At 39.6% G+C, this 16,106-nt stretch carries 15 protein-coding genes; 2 read left to right on the forward strand and 13 right to left on the reverse strand.

Going from position 1 to position 16,106, the window contains the following annotated elements; all coding sequences use genetic code 11:
• Nucleotides 1-19: 19 nt before the first annotated feature.
• The 3 genes from K0S23_RS09210 to K0S23_RS09220 all read right to left on the reverse strand — a co-directional run bounded on the left by K0S23_RS09210 (nt 20) and on the right by K0S23_RS09220 (nt 2,630).
• Complete coding sequence (locus tag K0S23_RS09210; RefSeq protein WP_300356433.1) at nt 20-814, reverse strand: AraC family transcriptional regulator; 795 nt, start codon at nt 812-814, stop codon at nt 20-22.
• Nucleotides 815-884: 70 nt separating this feature from the next.
• Nucleotides 885-1,706 (reverse strand): hypothetical protein, encoded by an 822-nt coding sequence (locus K0S23_RS09215; protein ID WP_300356435.1) that lies wholly within the window; start codon nt 1,704-1,706, stop codon nt 885-887.
• 48 nt (nt 1,707-1,754) lie between these two features.
• Nucleotides 1,755-2,630 carry a transglutaminase-like domain-containing protein gene (locus K0S23_RS09220; protein ID WP_300356437.1) on the reverse strand — a complete coding sequence of 292 codons (876 nt, stop codon included), beginning with the start codon at nt 2,628-2,630 and terminating at the stop codon, nt 1,755-1,757.
• A gap of 241 nt (nt 2,631-2,871) precedes the next feature.
• Between K0S23_RS09220 and K0S23_RS09225 the strand changes: the two genes are divergently transcribed.
• On the forward strand, nt 2,872-3,720 hold the full coding sequence (locus K0S23_RS09225; protein ID WP_300356439.1) for a hypothetical protein: 849 nt from the start codon (nt 2,872-2,874) through the stop codon (nt 3,718-3,720).
• Nucleotides 3,721-3,855: 135 nt separating this feature from the next.
• On the opposite strand, the gene K0S23_RS09230 is transcribed toward K0S23_RS09225, so the two are convergent.
• From K0S23_RS09230 to guaB, 4 genes are all read right to left on the reverse strand, one after another.
• Nucleotides 3,856-4,812 (reverse strand): AAA family ATPase, encoded by a 957-nt coding sequence (locus K0S23_RS09230; protein WP_300356441.1) that lies wholly within the window; start codon nt 4,810-4,812, stop codon nt 3,856-3,858.
• A 17-nt stretch (nt 4,813-4,829) separates the two neighbouring features.
• Entirely contained in the window at nt 4,830-6,209 is a 1,380-nt protein-coding gene (locus tag K0S23_RS09235) for a peptidylprolyl isomerase (RefSeq protein WP_300356443.1), read from the reverse strand.
• 141 nt (nt 6,210-6,350) lie between these two features.
• Nucleotides 6,351-8,306, reverse strand: coding sequence for a peptidylprolyl isomerase (locus K0S23_RS09240; RefSeq protein ID WP_300356445.1), 1,956 nt, complete (start codon nt 8,304-8,306; stop codon nt 6,351-6,353).
• Between the two features lie 374 nt (nt 8,307-8,680).
• On the reverse strand, nt 8,681-10,153 hold the full coding sequence (gene guaB, locus K0S23_RS09245) for an IMP dehydrogenase (RefSeq protein WP_300356446.1): 1,473 nt from the start codon (nt 10,151-10,153) through the stop codon (nt 8,681-8,683).
• Nucleotides 10,154-10,319: 166 nt separating this feature from the next.
• Between guaB and K0S23_RS09250 the strand changes: the two genes are divergently transcribed.
• Nucleotides 10,320-10,952, forward strand: a complete 633-nt coding sequence (locus K0S23_RS09250) for a carboxypeptidase-like regulatory domain-containing protein (protein WP_300356448.1) — start codon at nt 10,320-10,322, stop codon at nt 10,950-10,952.
• Between the two features lie 57 nt (nt 10,953-11,009).
• Here K0S23_RS09250 and K0S23_RS09255 read toward each other — a convergent pair whose 3' ends face one another.
• Genes K0S23_RS09255 through crtI form a run of 6 tightly spaced genes read right to left on the reverse strand, consistent with a single transcriptional unit; the run spans nt 11,010 to nt 15,967 of the window.
• Nucleotides 11,010-12,314 (reverse strand): deoxyribodipyrimidine photo-lyase, encoded by a 1,305-nt coding sequence (locus K0S23_RS09255; RefSeq protein WP_300356449.1) that lies wholly within the window; start codon nt 12,312-12,314, stop codon nt 11,010-11,012.
• A 40-nt stretch (nt 12,315-12,354) separates the two neighbouring features.
• Nucleotides 12,355-12,675, reverse strand: a complete 321-nt coding sequence (locus tag K0S23_RS09260) for a hypothetical protein (protein ID WP_300356451.1) — start codon at nt 12,673-12,675, stop codon at nt 12,355-12,357.
• 39 nt (nt 12,676-12,714) lie between these two features.
• Nucleotides 12,715-13,119, reverse strand: a complete 405-nt coding sequence (locus K0S23_RS09265) for a 6-carboxytetrahydropterin synthase (protein WP_300356453.1) — start codon at nt 13,117-13,119, stop codon at nt 12,715-12,717.
• Nucleotides 13,116-13,637, reverse strand: a complete 522-nt coding sequence (gene idi / locus K0S23_RS09270; RefSeq protein ID WP_300356455.1) for an isopentenyl-diphosphate Delta-isomerase — start codon at nt 13,635-13,637, stop codon at nt 13,116-13,118. Before idi ends, K0S23_RS09265 begins: the two co-directional genes overlap by 4 nt.
• A gap of 2 nt (nt 13,638-13,639) precedes the next feature.
• On the reverse strand, nt 13,640-14,476 hold the full coding sequence (locus K0S23_RS09275) for a phytoene/squalene synthase family protein (protein WP_300356457.1): 837 nt from the start codon (nt 14,474-14,476) through the stop codon (nt 13,640-13,642).
• A gap of 9 nt (nt 14,477-14,485) precedes the next feature.
• Nucleotides 14,486-15,967: an NAD(P)/FAD-dependent oxidoreductase gene (crtI, locus tag K0S23_RS09280; protein WP_300356459.1), complete on the reverse strand. Its 1,482-nt coding sequence runs from the start codon at nt 15,965-15,967 to the stop codon at nt 14,486-14,488.
• Nucleotides 15,968-16,106 lie beyond the last annotated feature (139 nt).

Below are 16,106 nucleotides of genomic sequence, written 5' to 3' on the forward strand. Positions count from 1 at the left end.
TAAACGAAGTAAACCGGCTTTACTTGTATAATATTGGCAATTTCAGGCTTAATTGATTTCTGTATTCTTTTGGTGAAATGCCTACATATCTTTTGAAGCTGTGGGAAAAGTGCGCGATATCTGTAAAATTGTAGGCGTATGCCAGGTCCGTAAGATCGCAATCCGGACTGATTTTATTTTTCGCAGAAAACACTTTTTTCATCAAAACATAACTCATCGGGGTCATCCCGGTAAGTGTTTTAAACTTTTTGGAAAAACCGAATTTGTTCAGATGAATGATTTTTGCAAGTTCATCCAGGTAAAGTTTGTCCTCTAAATTTTGCTCGATATAAGTGATGAGTTCTGTCAGGTAATCGGATTGAAAAGAAGAATGTTTTTCACGTTCCGGGGTTTGTGAATGAGGATAAAGCTGGTAAATGAGGTTCTTTAAAACTAATCCTGATTGGGAATGATCACCGGATTTTAGTTGCTTTAAGAGTTGAATAAAAGTGCTGTTGATTTGAGGATCGCGAATCTGCCGGTTTTTGAATTCAAGGTCTTTTCCGTTTAACAAATGTGATAGGAAGTCGCCGGAAATATAGAGCGTATCAAAACTGACTTTAGCATCGCGGTCAACCACCGGATTGGCATGTACCTCATACGGATTGGTAATTGAAATGCAGTTTGCCTGGCTATATAGAAAACCATCTTCCAATTCAATTTTTTCTATTCCGTTCCTGATCAGAGAGATACAAAATGTCTCATGGAAATGTTTGGGAAAATCCTGGTTCTGATTTTCAATGGAAATAAAACTGATTTCGTTTGATATTGTCACTTTGTAAAAGATTACAGGCACTAACTTTCCGTAAACCAAGATACAAATTCTTTTGTATGTTTATTTCCTTTTAATCTGCAAAAGCCTGACCGTAGAAAATGATAAATGTGTTGTTTCTCTTATCGTATTTTAGTGCTTCCCAGTTGTTGTAGACACTGCTTGTTGCAATACAAAGTGAGTTTGCAGTTTTCTTTTGGGAGATTTTTTTCGAAAAGCAACCCTCCTTTAAAATGAAATCGCCGTCTTTGGCAAGGTCTGTAATTCTCACCGGTGGATATTCCGTGTAGCTTTCAGGGTTTTTGATTAGTGATTCTTCTTGGTAAATGATCTCTCCGGCCAACTGGTAATCAATTGTTCCGAAAGAAGTGTAATTGCAATCTGCATGTTCAAGACCGTTCTCAACTTTCAGCTCCCGGAATAACTCGGAATAAGCGTTCTTTGCTTCCCGGTAAACCAAAATGGAAACCCGCTGATTCTTTTGATCATAGACAATAAACCCGGAGTCGTTTTTGTTTTCCTGGAATAGGTTTCCGTTTGCAACTGCCAGGATTTCGTAATTGGATTTTGTTTTAAAGTACTCCTGGTGTTTTTTTGCCAGCTTTTGGATCAGCTTTGTATGAATGACAGCAAAAACGTTCTTGTCGGAGAGTTTTTTTAAATCTTCCTGATGCTTTTTCACTTCATCTGCAAATTCCGGATCATCGTAAGTGGAAGTTTGGTATTCCGCTAATGTTATTTCACCTTCACTTTTAATTTCTTTCTTTCCGGAGTTTCCAGGAATCCTGTGTTCTTTTGGACTTTCCGATATTTCTAAAGAATTTGTTTTACTTGTTTCCTGAGAAGAACAAGCAATGAGAAAGGTTAAAATGAAAAACACAACAAATTGCTTCATAATGAGCGGTTTAATGTTAGAGATTTAAGAGGTGTTTTGAATTTTGAATTAATCCAGCAAACTTCTCAGCTCAATCAATTCGTTCACTTTCTCCAGGTTACCTACCTGTTGGAAGGAAGAGACCAAGTTAGTAAGCATTCTGCGAAGAATATCAGAATTGGAACACGGCTCGAAGTGACTTGCCTGCGGGGCAACCTGAATGCTGGATAAAAACTGAACAATATCGTCTTTCTGTAACATACTTCCTTTCGAAAAAGCATTGATATAGAACAGGACACCATATTCGTTTCCATTGGAGATAAACTGGTTTACTCCGTTGTTATCCATGTATGCCAGAATAAAATGATTGGGAAGGTTCACTCCATAGATCGGGAGTTTCAGTTCCTGGGCAACAATGCTGTAAAGAATACTTAAGCTCAGTGGATTTCCCTTCTTCGTTTCAATGACTGTATTGATGAATGAATTGAGCGGTGAGTTGTAGTTCTTTGAGTTTCCGGAGAACCCGTACTGACCGAAAAGTACTTTATTGATAATCCGGATGGATTCGAAAGCGGTCATATTCGGATTTAACTCCAGCCAGCAGTCCCTGCGAACGCGCTCAATGAACTCGTAAACATGTTTTTCATCCAGGCCTGGGTACTGGTATTTCGCAACGATTATAGCACCTTTCAAAAGGTCTTTGGTGGAACTGTGATACCAGGAAACAAGTTGTCGTTTACATTCTTCGAATTGAATTTCATGGATCAGCGTTTCAATGCGCGATTGAAAAAGTAATCCGTAATCTTTCTCTTCCCAGGAAGATTCCAGGAGTTGAACAGCATCAGGTCCTATTTCCAGCAAACGATCTCTTACATGCGCATAAACTTGCTCATCCGGGTCATCCATGAGTGCAATTAGGGCTTGTAAAGATTTGAGATCTTTCATAATACAAAGATACGGGAAGCATTAGTGAGATATTTGTTCCTTCTCCCCAAACTATTAATACTGAAATGTGAACAACAAAATGAAGCATCCCCAATGAAGGGTTTTTGCTCACTAAATTTTAACAGAACGTGTAACTTTCCGCCAAATAATCGGTTAAAAGTGATAAATACTCATTTATCTGAAAAACGTTTGGTATGTTATTTGTTATCAACGATATTCGCAACACTTAAACTACAACAACATGAAACGATTCTTAATTTTAAGCCTTTCTGTAGCAACTCTTGTACAGGTTGCATCTTGTAAAAAGAAATGGCAGTACGACGAAAGCAACGCCCCGAAAACAAACGCAATTGTAGAGAATGCTTTTGCTGAAATGGGAAACATGTCCGATCAGGCATATAAAGGTGGAGCCTTTGTATATGGAATTGACAAACCGATTTACAAGTATCAGGATAGTCATACGGTTACTGAATCCGAAAAAGCAAATTGCAATGTGATCATTACAATTGACACGGTTGGTTCTCAGGATACCATTACTATTGATTGGGGAACGAACAACTGTACTTGTCAGGATTACAAACAACGCCGTGGAAAGTTGATTATTTCTTACAACGGACCATATTACAATCAGGGAACAATTATTCGATACACGCCGGTTAACTATTACGTGAATGATCACAAAGTAGAAGGCTTGATGACTATCGAAAATATGGGAGCAAACAGCCAGGGTCAACCATATTACGATGTGGATATCGATGGGGTGGTTACTTTAAGCACTGGTGAAATTGCAACTTATGTTTCCGATCAGATCCGGACATTTACAACAGGATACAATACTGTTTTGAATATTTATGACGATGAATGGGATGTTACCGGAACAGCTACGGCACAGGTAGTGAATGGCGATGGTTACGTAGCTAATATTACGAACCCGCTGCATGTGAAAGTCGGATGTGCATACATCACAAAAGGTACCTTGGAAATTACACCTACAGGAAAATCAACGCGTACGATTGATTATGGAACAGGTGCTTGTGACGGAACGTTCACCATCGAGATCAACGGACATACATATACGATTGTCGTGTAAGAATATAAGTGATAAAAAAACAGAAAGGGACGCAATGCTTTGCGTCCCTTTCTGTTGATACTTGTTTTTATTAAAAACGTTGTTTACGACGGTACTGCCGCTTGTCTGTATCGAATCGTCAGCCTTGGCTGACTCTCATTTCATCAATTCCGTAATGATGCGGTCATTTGAATATCCTTCTGCTTCTGCCCGGTAGTTCCGAACGATACGGTGTCTCAAAATTGGTAAAGCTACAGCCTTCACATCATCAATATCCGGTGAAAACCTACCGTGCAATGCCGCATGACATTTTGCACCGACGATCAGGTATTGTGATGCTCTCGGTCCTGCTCCCCAGGAAACAAAGTCTTTTGTAAGTTGCGGAGCCATCGGATTGTCCTTGCGCGTTTTTGCAACCAATTTGACAGCGTATTCCAATACGTTATCGGCAACCGGAATACGGCGGATCAATTCTTGGTATTCGGCAATTTTTTCTCCCGAAACAATACGGTTTAAGGTGATTTTTGTATCTGAAGTAGTGCTTTTTACAATGGCCAGTTCTTCTACAAACGTTGGATAGTCCACCCAAATATTAAACATAAAACGGTCTAACTGAGCTTCGGGTAAAGGATAAGTTCCTTCTTGTTCTATCGGGTTTTGAGTTGCAAGTACGAAGAATGGGTGAGGAAGGGTATAAGTTGTCCCTGCTGCAGTTACTCTTCTTTCCTGCATTGCTTCCAAAAGGGCAGACTGTGTTTTTGGAGGTGTACGATTGATCTCATCCGCCAAAATGATATTGTTGAATAATGGCCCTTTAATAAATTTAAACTGACGGCTTTCATCCAGGATTTCAGAACCCACAATATCCGAAGGCATCAAATCGGGAGTAAACTGTACCCGGTTGAAAGATAAACCTAAGGTATCTGCGATGGTATTTACCAAGAGGGTTTTTGCCAACCCGGGAACACCTACCAGCAAACAATGGCCTCTTGAAAAAATAGAGATCAATACCTGGTCAACCACTTCTTCCTGACCAACAATTACCTGGTGAATTTCGTTTTTGAGAGCTTTATAGTCTTTTACTAGTTGTTCAATAGCAGCTACGTCTGACATAGTTTTATAGTTTTTCTTTAAGGTGCTTTGGGAATCCATTGATTTTCAAAATCGCAATCTTTGAAAGAGTCATCGATGCGAATATAAGCGGTTGAAATCTTGGATTTTGTCCAGGCAGCAATCGCTTTTTGTCTTTTCTCTTCCAATGCCATCATGCGGAACAAATTGTAGTCGTCCGTTAAATTCCCGACGTGTGGTTTTGTTCTCTCTGCAACCCGGACAATCCGGATGGCTTCTTTTCGCTCATTGAAATCGTAATATAAGATCGGTGAAGTAATTTCATTCAATTCTAATCCATCTGTTAACTGGAACATCATCGGATCAACCTGGTTCACTTGTTCTACGCTCCATTTGATCTCTCCGGTAATAGGATTGGTGATAAAACCTTTGTTTTCTTTCGTGTTTACATCATTCGAATAAATCTTAACCGCATCTTCCCAGGTCAGTTTATTCTCCTTTAATTCTTTGTAACACTTATCCATTCGCTTGCTGGAAGCATCTAAGCTGTCTAAACTGAATTTTGGGATAATAAGGATATGATTAACGATGTAATCGTCTCCTTTTCTCTCGACCAGTTGCATGAAGTGATAACCGAATTCGGTTTCAAACACCTCGCTGATCTCACCGACTTTTAAACTGTAAGCTGTAGCTTCGAAAGGACGAACCATCGCTCCACGTGTTGCTTCAATCCTTCCGCATGTTTTTGCACTTCCCGGATCTTCAGAATAAAATGAGGCAGCAGAACAAAAATTGGTTTTTCCCGAAACAATCTGCTTGCGTAAATCCGTGATCTGCTTAAAAGCAATTTCTTTGTCTGCTTTGGTGATCTTAGGGAAAATGGCTATCTGCTGGAAGGAAAGCTGGGAGTTAATGTAAGGTAAACTGTCTTTCGGGATAGTGTTATAGAAATTCTCTACATCCAGTGGTGAAACATCGATAGCTGATGTGATCCCGCGTTCAACTTCCTGACCCTGTAATCGCTTCTTAATAGTCGTCCGGAATTCTTCTTTGATCTGCAATTTTGTTTTCCCGTAGAAAGACTCGATAGTAATTGGATTTCCTTTATCATCTTTCACATTCTTCATCTGGCCTTCAATCATTCGAAGCCTGTTCTCCATCTCAGCGTCAACCTGTTCGTCACTGATCTGGATAGAGTCTAATTCAGCCTGATTAACCAGCAGGAAATTATAGAGCATTTGCTCCAGAATTTGACAGTCATTGATCTCTTCCGTAACAACTCCATTTTGTTTCATGGATTGTTTTTGCCCTTCGATCTCCGAATAAAGGACAATGTTATCACCTACTTGAGCAACTACTTTATCAATTATTTTAGGTTGGGCAAAGGTCTGGGTAAATACCAGGGTGAAGAGTAAACTAAGGAATATGCTGTATTTCATGTTCTTTTTATCAAGCGAATGAACTGCTAATTTCGTGTTCTTTTTTGAGATTCAATCAATAACGGTTAGCAAATTACATTATTTTAAGAATTAACTTTTTTTTAAAAAAGAAAAACCGGTCTAAACCGGCTTTTCATTATTTTATTTTCCCAGACTGTAAAGGACTTGTTCGTGTATTACAATCGGATGCTTTTTTGAAATTTCTGCTAACCATTCTTTTTCCAGGTAATTCTGATAATCGGAAGTTGCAGCTCCTTTTGCTTCTGCCATCGTTTTGGCAGTCGGAGCCAAAATTTCATCAACTTTTACAATGTAGTATTTGCCGTCAAATTGGTAAACAGGGTTCACACCTTTTTTCAAATCATGACCTTTCAAATAAGGAGTGGATTCAACTTCAAATTTACCGGTTCTTACACGCAGGTTTAATTCGGAATCTTTATTGATCGCATTGATAACCGTGCGTGAAGAAATCGTATCGCTTTTCAGCATTGTGGCAACTTTCTTGGCGATATCCTCATTTAGGCATTCATATACATATGCGTTGTATCTTTTTCCCCAGGTATAATTGCTGTTGTGCCCTTCAAAGAAAGTTTTCAATCCGGAAGTGTCTTTGATAGCTTTGTTCCAAACTTTGTCGGACATGATTTCATAAAGCAAAATTCCGTCGTGGTATTCCTGCATCAAAGCTTTGAAATCAGGATATTTATTATCTAATTTGCTTTCTTCGTAAGCAAGGATCTCACTGGTCTGCCACGCAGTGTATTGTTTCTGAACCAAGGTCTTTGCTTCCATGTTTTTGTAATTTCTGAAATTCTTTTGAAGGTAGGCAGCAAATTCTTTCTGTGTAAACCCTTTTTTATCCAGGGTAAACATGGTCGTGTTTGTTTTCAAAGCATCAGCTGTCCAGGTTCCTTTGAAATAGTTTGTATCGATGTTTTGAACAAACCACTTGCTTGTTTTGCTGTAATTATCCTTGAAAGTGTATGATTTTTTCAGTTTTTCAATGAATGATTGCTGTGTTACTATCGAACGCTCATCTTTGTTCACTTTCCCCTGAATTTCTTTTTTCAATTCGTCAAAAGTACGCAGTGGAGTCAGATCAAGTCGCTTAACAATATGATAACCATAGGCAGTTTGTACCGGTTTGGAAATTTCGCCGTTTGCTTTTAAAGCAAAGGCAGCTTCTTCAAATTCAGGTACCATACGTGTGGTGGTTCCTGTTCCGAAAAGTGGCAATTCACCTCCTTTTTCTGCTGTTTGCGCATCATCCGAAAATTCACTTGCCAATTTTTCAAACGATTCTCCTGCCTGTAATTTGGCATAAATTTCATCTACCTTCTTACGGGCCGCTTCAATCTCTTCAGGTTCTGCCTCTTTTCCGGTTGCAACCATGATATGTGCTGCTTTAATAGTACCTCTCGCTGGACGCAGATCGATTACTTTGATAATGTGGTATCCGAATTTTGTGCGAACAGGATTTGAGATTTTTCCTGCCGGAGTGTTATATGCCGCCTCTTCAAATTGATATACCATTTGGAAAGCAGTAAAATAACCTAAGTCTCCTCCGTTTCTTACGGCAGATGGATCATCGGATCCGTTTTTACCTTTGGCAACAGTAGCGAAATCCTCACCGTTTTCAATTCGTTTCTTGATTGCCATAATTCTGTTGTAAGCAGCAAGAGTATCTTCCGGAGAAGCGTTCTCGGCAATTTTTACCAGGATATGTGCAGCATGAATTTCGTTTTTCATGCGTTCATATGCCTGTTTCACCAAGGCGCTGTTTTTTGTGGAATCTATTAAATAGGGTTGTGAAAGTTGTTTCCTGTAACCGGCTAATTCCTTTTTCAATTTTGGAATGGTATCGTATCCAAGAGCTTCTGCTTCTGCAACCTTTAATTTGAATTTTTTAAACAATTCCATGTACTCGTCCAATGACTGTTTGTCGTACTTCGGATTGTTATTGTTCTTCAAATAAATTTGTAAAAATTCGGATTTAGTAACTTTCTTTCCGTCAATCTCCATAACAACGTTATCCGTCTGTGCCATGGTATTTAGGGAAAATAGAATTCCTAAGGCTAATATTAGTCGTTTTTTCATGTATTGTAATACTTTGTTCAAACCAAGAACGCCAAAAATAACACATTGTTTTGGGTTTGAAAGTAAAATCGAATGATTTAAGAAAAAATTAAGGTTTGGTGTTCTAAAGACACGGACCCTGTCGGCTTTTGGAGGAACAGAATAGAAGATAGCATTAGTCAGCGGTGGTAGATGGAAAGCAGAGTGAGTTTGCTCGCTTCATATTTCGTATTCAAAGCATATTCATAGCATGAATAAAGCATAAATGAAGCATAGATATAGTTACGATTGTACCTGTATTTAACATGGAAGTAAAAATATACACAACTGTCATTTGGGTAACATTCGTGCTAAATAAAAACGGGTTAATCTGTAGACTAACCCGTTTCTGAAAATTATTTCAAGCTGTAATTCGGAGCTTCCCGCGTAATCGTTACATCGTGTGGGTGCGATTCACGCATTCCGGCTGAGGTGATGCGAACAAATTCCGCTCCTTTTAGTTTTTCGATAGAACCTGCTCCGCAGTAACCCATTCCGGCTCTCAAACCACCAACGATCTGGTAAACCACTTCGAATAAATTTCCTTTGTATGGAACTCGTCCTGAAATTCCTTCCGGAACCAATTTTTTGATATCATCTTCCGCATCCTGGAAATAACGGTCCTTAGATCCTTTTTGCATGGCTTCCAAAGATCCCATACCACGGTAAGATTTGAATTTTCTTCCTTCGTATATAATTGTTTCACCAGGAGATTCTTCAACTCCTGCAAACATGGATCCGATCATCACCACATCAGCTCCTGCAGCGATTGCTTTTACGATATCTCCTGTGTAACGGATTCCCCCGTCTGCAATAACAGGAACTCCTGTTCCTTCAAGTGCCAGGGCAACGTCGTTTACTGCTGTTAACTGCGGAACTCCAACTCCTGCAATGATGCGGGTAGTGCAAATTGATCCGGGTCCGATTCCTACTTTAACTGCATCCGCACCGGCATCTACCAGGTATTTAGCTGCAGCAGCAGTTGCAATGTTTCCTACAATTACATCCAGTTTCGGGAACAGGGATTTTACTTCTTTTAATTTTATAACGACGCCTTCGGTATGTCCGTGGGCAGTATCAATAACAATTGCATCGACACCTGCTTCTACCAAGGCTTGTACGCGCTCAATCGTATCGTGAGTAACACCGACTGCGGCAGCAACACGCAATCTTCCGTATTGGTCTTTACAGGAGTTCGGATGTGTTTTCACTTTAATAATATCCCTATAAGTGATCAAACCAATCAGGGTATTGTCTGAATCAACAACGGGTAATTTCTCTATTTTCTTTTCTTGTAATATTTCTTCGGCAGTTGAAAGACTTGTTCCGTCTTTTGTAGTGATCAGGTTTTCAGTCGTCATGATCTCTCTAACCGGACGCGAATGATCTTTCTCGAAACGCAAATCGCGATTCGTAATAATTCCTTTTAATTTTCTGTTTTCATCGATTACCGGGATACCTCCGATTTTGAATTCCGACATTAAGGTAAGCGCGTCTTTTACAACTGCATGCTCGGAAAGTGTAACCGGATCCAGGATCATACCGCTTTCGGAACGTTTTACTTTTCTTACTTCCAGTGCCTGGTCAGCGATGGTCATGTTTTTGTGAATCACACCAATTCCTCCGTGTTGCGCCAGGGCAATTGCCAGGCTTGCTTCCGTAACAGTATCCATTGCTGCAGAAACGATTGGAGTGTTAACCTCAATGTTGCGCGTAATTTTACTTTTTAACTGAACGTCGCGAGGCAGAACTTGTGAAAATGCGGGGACTAAGAGTACATCGTCGTATGTGAGACCTTCTCTAACTGAATTAAGATTGGACAGTGCCATGTGTGAACCTATTTTTGAAATAAATTCTCGCAAAAGTAATTATTTTCAACCAGAAACAAATCGGTTTAGTTAAAGTTTCTGTTAACTTTCTGACTTTTTCCTGATAATTAATGTTAAAGGACGTGAAAGGTTTTATTGATTATCGAAAAATCCGTAACCTTGTGATATGAATAATTGGTTGAAATACGGACTTATAGGAATGGTCTTTGCCATTTCTCTGAACGCAAATTCTCAAAAACAGGAGAAATTGGTTCAATTGTCGGGTGTGGTTGTTTCTTCAGATAGTTTGCAGGAAATGCCATATGCCGCTGTTTATAATAAAACTGTTCACAGAGGAACAATTGCTGATATCTACGGATTCTTTTCCCTGGTAGTTCAGCCTGGAGATACCATTATATTCAGATATTACGGACATAAGCCATCTTCCTATATTGTACCGGATACTTTGAGTGAGGACCGTTATTCAATTATTCACATGATGACCATTGACCCGATTCAGTTGAATGAAGTAGTCGTTTATCCATGGCCATCCAAGGAAGCATTCGCGCGTGCGTTTGTAGAGATGGATCCTTATGAGGACGCGATGCTAAGGGCACAAAGGCAATTATCCGGACAATCTTTGGCACAAATTGCGTCACTTGTTCCGAATGATGCATCTCTTTCCTTCGGAAATGTGGTGAACCAAAATAACACGCGTTTGTATACCATGGGGCAATCTCCTGTGAATAATCTCCTGAACCCGTTTGCATGGGCAACTTTCCTGCAGAAATGGCGATCAGGTGAGTTGAGGCGTCAGTAAGAAGACAATTGGTCTTTTGGGATTTTTTTTCTAATTACTGGCTGCGAACAAAAAATCTTAAGTTTTTAATGCTTTTTTATAACGTTCCAAGACCCGTTCACGTGCCCATTTGTGTTCTACGATCGGATCAGGGTAAGACGAAGTGCCAAACTCAGGAACCCAGTTTTTGATATACACGAATTTCGGATCAAATTTTTCCTGCTGACTGGTTGGATTAAAGATTCGGAAGTAGGGAGCGGCATCCACGCCTGATCCTGCTGCCCATTGCCAGCCACCTGCGTTGCTGGCTAATTCGAAATCCAATAGTTTCTCCGCAAAATACCGTTCGCCCAAACGCCAGTCGTGGAGCAAATGTTTACACAGGAAACTGGCAACCACCATACGTACCCGATTATGCATATGTCCGGTTTCATTCAGTTCACGCATTCCGGCATCTACCAGCGGGTAACCTGTTAAACCATTACACCATGCCTGAAACTGAACTTCATCGAATTCCCATTCGATTCGATCGTATTCTGGTCTGAAAGCATGATCAACACTTTGCGGATACCAATACAAAATCATCTGATAAAAGTCTCTCCAAATCAATTCATTCAGGAATTTTTCATTGTTTAGGGTGATAACTTCTCTTATTAATTCCCGGATGGATAGTGTACCAAAGCGCAGGTGAATGCTCAAACGGGAAGTTCCCTCAATGGATGGGATGTCGCGCGTATTGTGGTAGTTCTTAATGATTTCCCCCGGGATTTCAGCAGCAGTAAATTCCTGTGTTTGTTTTTCACTGAAACCCAATTCAGCGATGCCCGGAATAGGAATCTCTATTCCTTTATTCAGATTGGAAACGTATTTTTCTACCGGATAAGAACTTAAATAAAAATCGCTTAAGTTTTCCTTCCAGCGTTTCATATAAGGGGTGAAAACATGGTATGGCTTTCCATCCGGTTTTACAACCTCATCTTTTTCAAAAATAACCTGGTCTTTCGATCCGGAAAAGCCGCAATTCAATTTTTGAAGTTCTTCGTAGATGATTTTATCCCGCTTGATGGCATTGGGTTCATAATCCCTGTTGCAGAATACCGTTTGAATAGCATGTTTCTTAACCAGGTCCGGAATAAGCATGATCGGATCTCCGTGGAAGACCCATAAACTGACTCCCAGTTTTTTATAGGAAGCATTTAGTTCTTTTATTGTCCGGTAAATGAACAGTACACGTTGGTCGTTTTTTGGAAGCTGATTTAAAATCCGGGTGTCAAAGATAAAGATAGGCTGAACTTTCCCTCCGTGTTTGAGTGCTTTGAAAAGACCGGCATTGTCGGAAATCCGTAAATCTCTCCGATGCCAGAATAATGCTAATTGTTCCATGATTGAATTCAATAATTGTTAAACAATTAGCAATTCGTGTTTAGTACCAGGAATGAATAATTCCCATGACCGCAGCCAGTAAGCCAAAGATGGTGCCCATTAAGGTCATCCGGGTTCTTTTTCTTAGGTAAACAAGTGAGCAGAATAGAACGGAGAAAACGCCAACAATAATACTGATCGTACTGATGAATAAAAGTTGTGTTTCATATTTTTGCCTCAATGCTGCCGTAAATTCATTGTCGAGGATTTCGTTGCTTCCGTTGAGGTCAGTTAAAAACGGAATGACAGCAAACTGGTTATAGCAAACCAAAAGCAAACCGATGATACTGATAACGAAACCTACTGCTGAAAGAGCTCTCATGATTATATGTTTTTAAATATATTTACTTCCGTTTAAACTTTAGTTTCCATCGTATTCAACTCCATTTTTCGGAGTTTCCCATAAGCGGACTTTTAATTTTAATTCCGCCGGTAATTTGTCGCGGAGAATATTCCAGCAAACGAATGCAATGTTTTCCGCCGAAGGGATCAGATCTTTGAATTCAGGACAGTCGAGGTTCAGGTTCCGGTGATCAAAACGTTCCAGGATCTCCAGTTTCATGATGTCGGAAAGTTTTTTCATGTCCAATACATAACCCGTTTCCGGATTAATGGGGCCATCTAATTCTACTTCCAGTTTGTAATTGTGTCCATGGAAATTGGGATTGTTACACTTTCCGAAAACACGGTCATTGGTTTCATCATCCCACTTAGGATTGAATAAACGATGTGCTGCGTTAAATTGTTCGACACGAAAGATTTTCATGAGAAAAGTATTTTTTCTATGGTTTGTTTGTGATCAGCCACCAATATTTGAAGCCAGGCGGTATAACGTCCCGGATTATGTGTAATGTCTTCGGTGAATTCAAACCAATCCATCCATTTATAATCCATTACTTCATCCGGATTCGGATGGATTTCCCCCTCGTATGTGCCAAATAGAACGTGATCCAGTTCATGCTCAATTAAACCATTGTCAAGCTGAGCTTTATATATAAAATGAAAGTGCGGCTTGACGCTGCAATCGATTCCCATTTCTTCTTTTAATCGACGGCTTCCTGCATTGGCCAGTGATTCATCCATTCGCGGGTGCGAACAACAGGTATTGGTCCATAATCCGCTTGAATGGTATTTATTTAGACTCCTTTGCTGAAGGAGTATTTTACCTTTTTGATGAATGAGAACAGAAAAGGCGCGATGTAATAAACCTTTTTGGTGTGCTTCCATTTTTTCCATGGAACCGATCACCTCGTCCTGCTCATTAACCAATACAACTGTTTCCAATGCTACAATAAATTCAAGTTATGGCGAAGATAAGAAGTAAAAAGCAAACGAACCTTTTTATTGTCCCGAATCCGGATGCGTTTTCCTAAAATTATCTCCGCATCAGTTTTCTGAATCTTATGAAATAATTTGATGTAATAGCGATAAGCCATATAAACTCCAAAACGTGCGTCTTTCGGAAGTAGTTTGATTCCCTCGTATCCTGCTTTAAAATCCAGTTCGATTTCCTGTTCGATCTTAGTTTTCATTGCCCGGTCAAAGAGCTCAAAGTTCATTTCAGGAAAATATGTCCGTCCCAATTGGTAGTAGTCGGCATTCAGGTCGCGCAGGAAGTTGATTTTTTGAAAAGCAGATCCTAATTTCATTGCCGAATCTTTCAGGCTTAGATAATGGTCTTCGTTTCCTCTTACAAAGACCTTTAAACACATTAATCCGACGACTTCTGCTGAGCCGAGTATGTATTGTTCATATACTTTTTGTTCGTAGTGTGTTGTTTCTAGATCCATTTCCATTGATTGGAGAAAGATTTCAATTAGTTCGGGGTCGATCTGGTATTTATTTACGGCCCATTGAAAACTGTTTAAAATAGGGTTCAGAGAAATTCCGCGTTCAAGTGCCTTGTATGTTTCCGCTTTGAATTCCTGGAGTAATTCTTTTTTTTCATATGCGTGAAAACTATCGACAATTTCATCTGCAAAGCGCACAAACCCATAAATCGCATGAATAGGGGCTTGTAAATCCTTATTCAGGAAATGGATTCCAAGTGAAAACGAAGTGCTGTACTTTTTGGTGGTTAGTGCACTCATGTCGTGAGAAAGCGTGTCGAATAATTGTTTCATAGTAGAGTCTTAATGCAGTTTTTCAATCCGTTTGATCACATGTTTTGCGACAACCTCTCCCGAAATAATTGATGGTGGGACTCCGGGACCCGGAACCGTCAATTGCCCTGTATAAAACAGGTTTGATAAATGCTTGTTTTTAATACGGGGTTTAAGCAAAGCAGTTTGTTTTAATGTATTTGCCAATCCATAAGCGTTTCCTTTAAACGCATTATAATCACTTACAAAATCGGAGATGCAATAACTACGTTTATAGACGATATGCGGATTGATATCAAAACCAATTTTTTCAAGTAAACGGTCTCTCAGGATTTCAAAGTATTGCTGCCGCTTTTCTTCCGTGTCTTTTAAATCCGGCGCGATCGGAATTAACAGGAATAAGTTTTCACCGGTTTCAGGTGCTACGGAAGGGTCTGTTTTTGAAGGACAGCTTACATAGAAAAGTGGTTTGCTAGGCCATTTCGGATTTTTATAAATTTCAGAAGCATGCGTATCAAAATCTTCGTCGAAAAATAAATTGTGGTGCTTTAAATTGGGGACTTTACAATCGAGACCTACGTAAAACAACAGGCAGGAGGGAGCCATAGTTCTTTTCTCCCAATAGGTGGAATTATAATTTGCCTTATTCTCCAGTAATTGTTCTGTATGCTGATAATCGGCTCCTGAAATAACGTAATCACATTCCATTTCCCCTTTTGAAGTGTTGATGGATTTGATCTTTCCGTTTGAAGAGTTAAATCCGAGAACACGGTTGTTAAGAGAGAAGCTGACTCCTTGTTCCAGTGCAATTTTTTCGAAGGCCCTCACAAATTCAAACATTCCTCCCATCGGATACCAGGTTCCTAATTGGATATCCGCATAATTCATTAAGGAATAAAGAGCCGGAGTGTCTTTTGGTGTTGCTCCGAGAAATAAAATAGGAAACTCCAGCAAGGAGATGATTTTCGGATTGGTGAAATATTTTCGGATGAAGGATGCAAATGAAGTGAACAGGTGCATTTTGAATAAACCGGCCAAAATCCTGGTGTCTGCAAATTCGCTTAATCTCAGGCTGGGTTTGTAAACCAGGTCCTTCATTCCAATTTGATACTTTTTTTCTGCATCGGCTAAAAACTGTCTCAATTTGATACTGCTTCCTATTTCCAGCTTTTCGAAATATTCTTCCAGTTCTGCTATGGAAGCAGGGATTGGATCAATATCATTGTTTTTCCAAATCACTTGGTAAGATGGGTCCAGGCGAATGAGTTCGTAGAAATCCGAAGTGGTGTAGCCGAATTGTTGGTAGAAATTTTCAAAGATATCGGGCATCCAATACCAGCTTGGCCCCATGTCGAATGTGAATCCGTTGTCTGTTTTAAACTGTCGTGCCCTTCCTCCAATACTATCGTTTTGTTCCAGAATAACAACTTCATGCCCTTCTTTTGCAAGAAATGATGCGCAAGACAAACTTGAGATCCCCGAACCGATAATTGCTATTTTTTTTACTGACATCTCGCAGTTTGTGTTGGTTTTTAGGCAAATAATGACCGGAATCTTACCTGCATTGAAATATACAATTTAAATTGATTCAACAGAATGCCTCTTTATTGTTTAACAAATATATAAAAAGATTAAACAAAAATGAATTGAG

The organism is Fluviicola sp., from assembly GCF_029266855.1.
Lineage (GTDB): Bacteria > Bacteroidota > Bacteroidia > Flavobacteriales_D > Crocinitomicaceae > Fluviicola.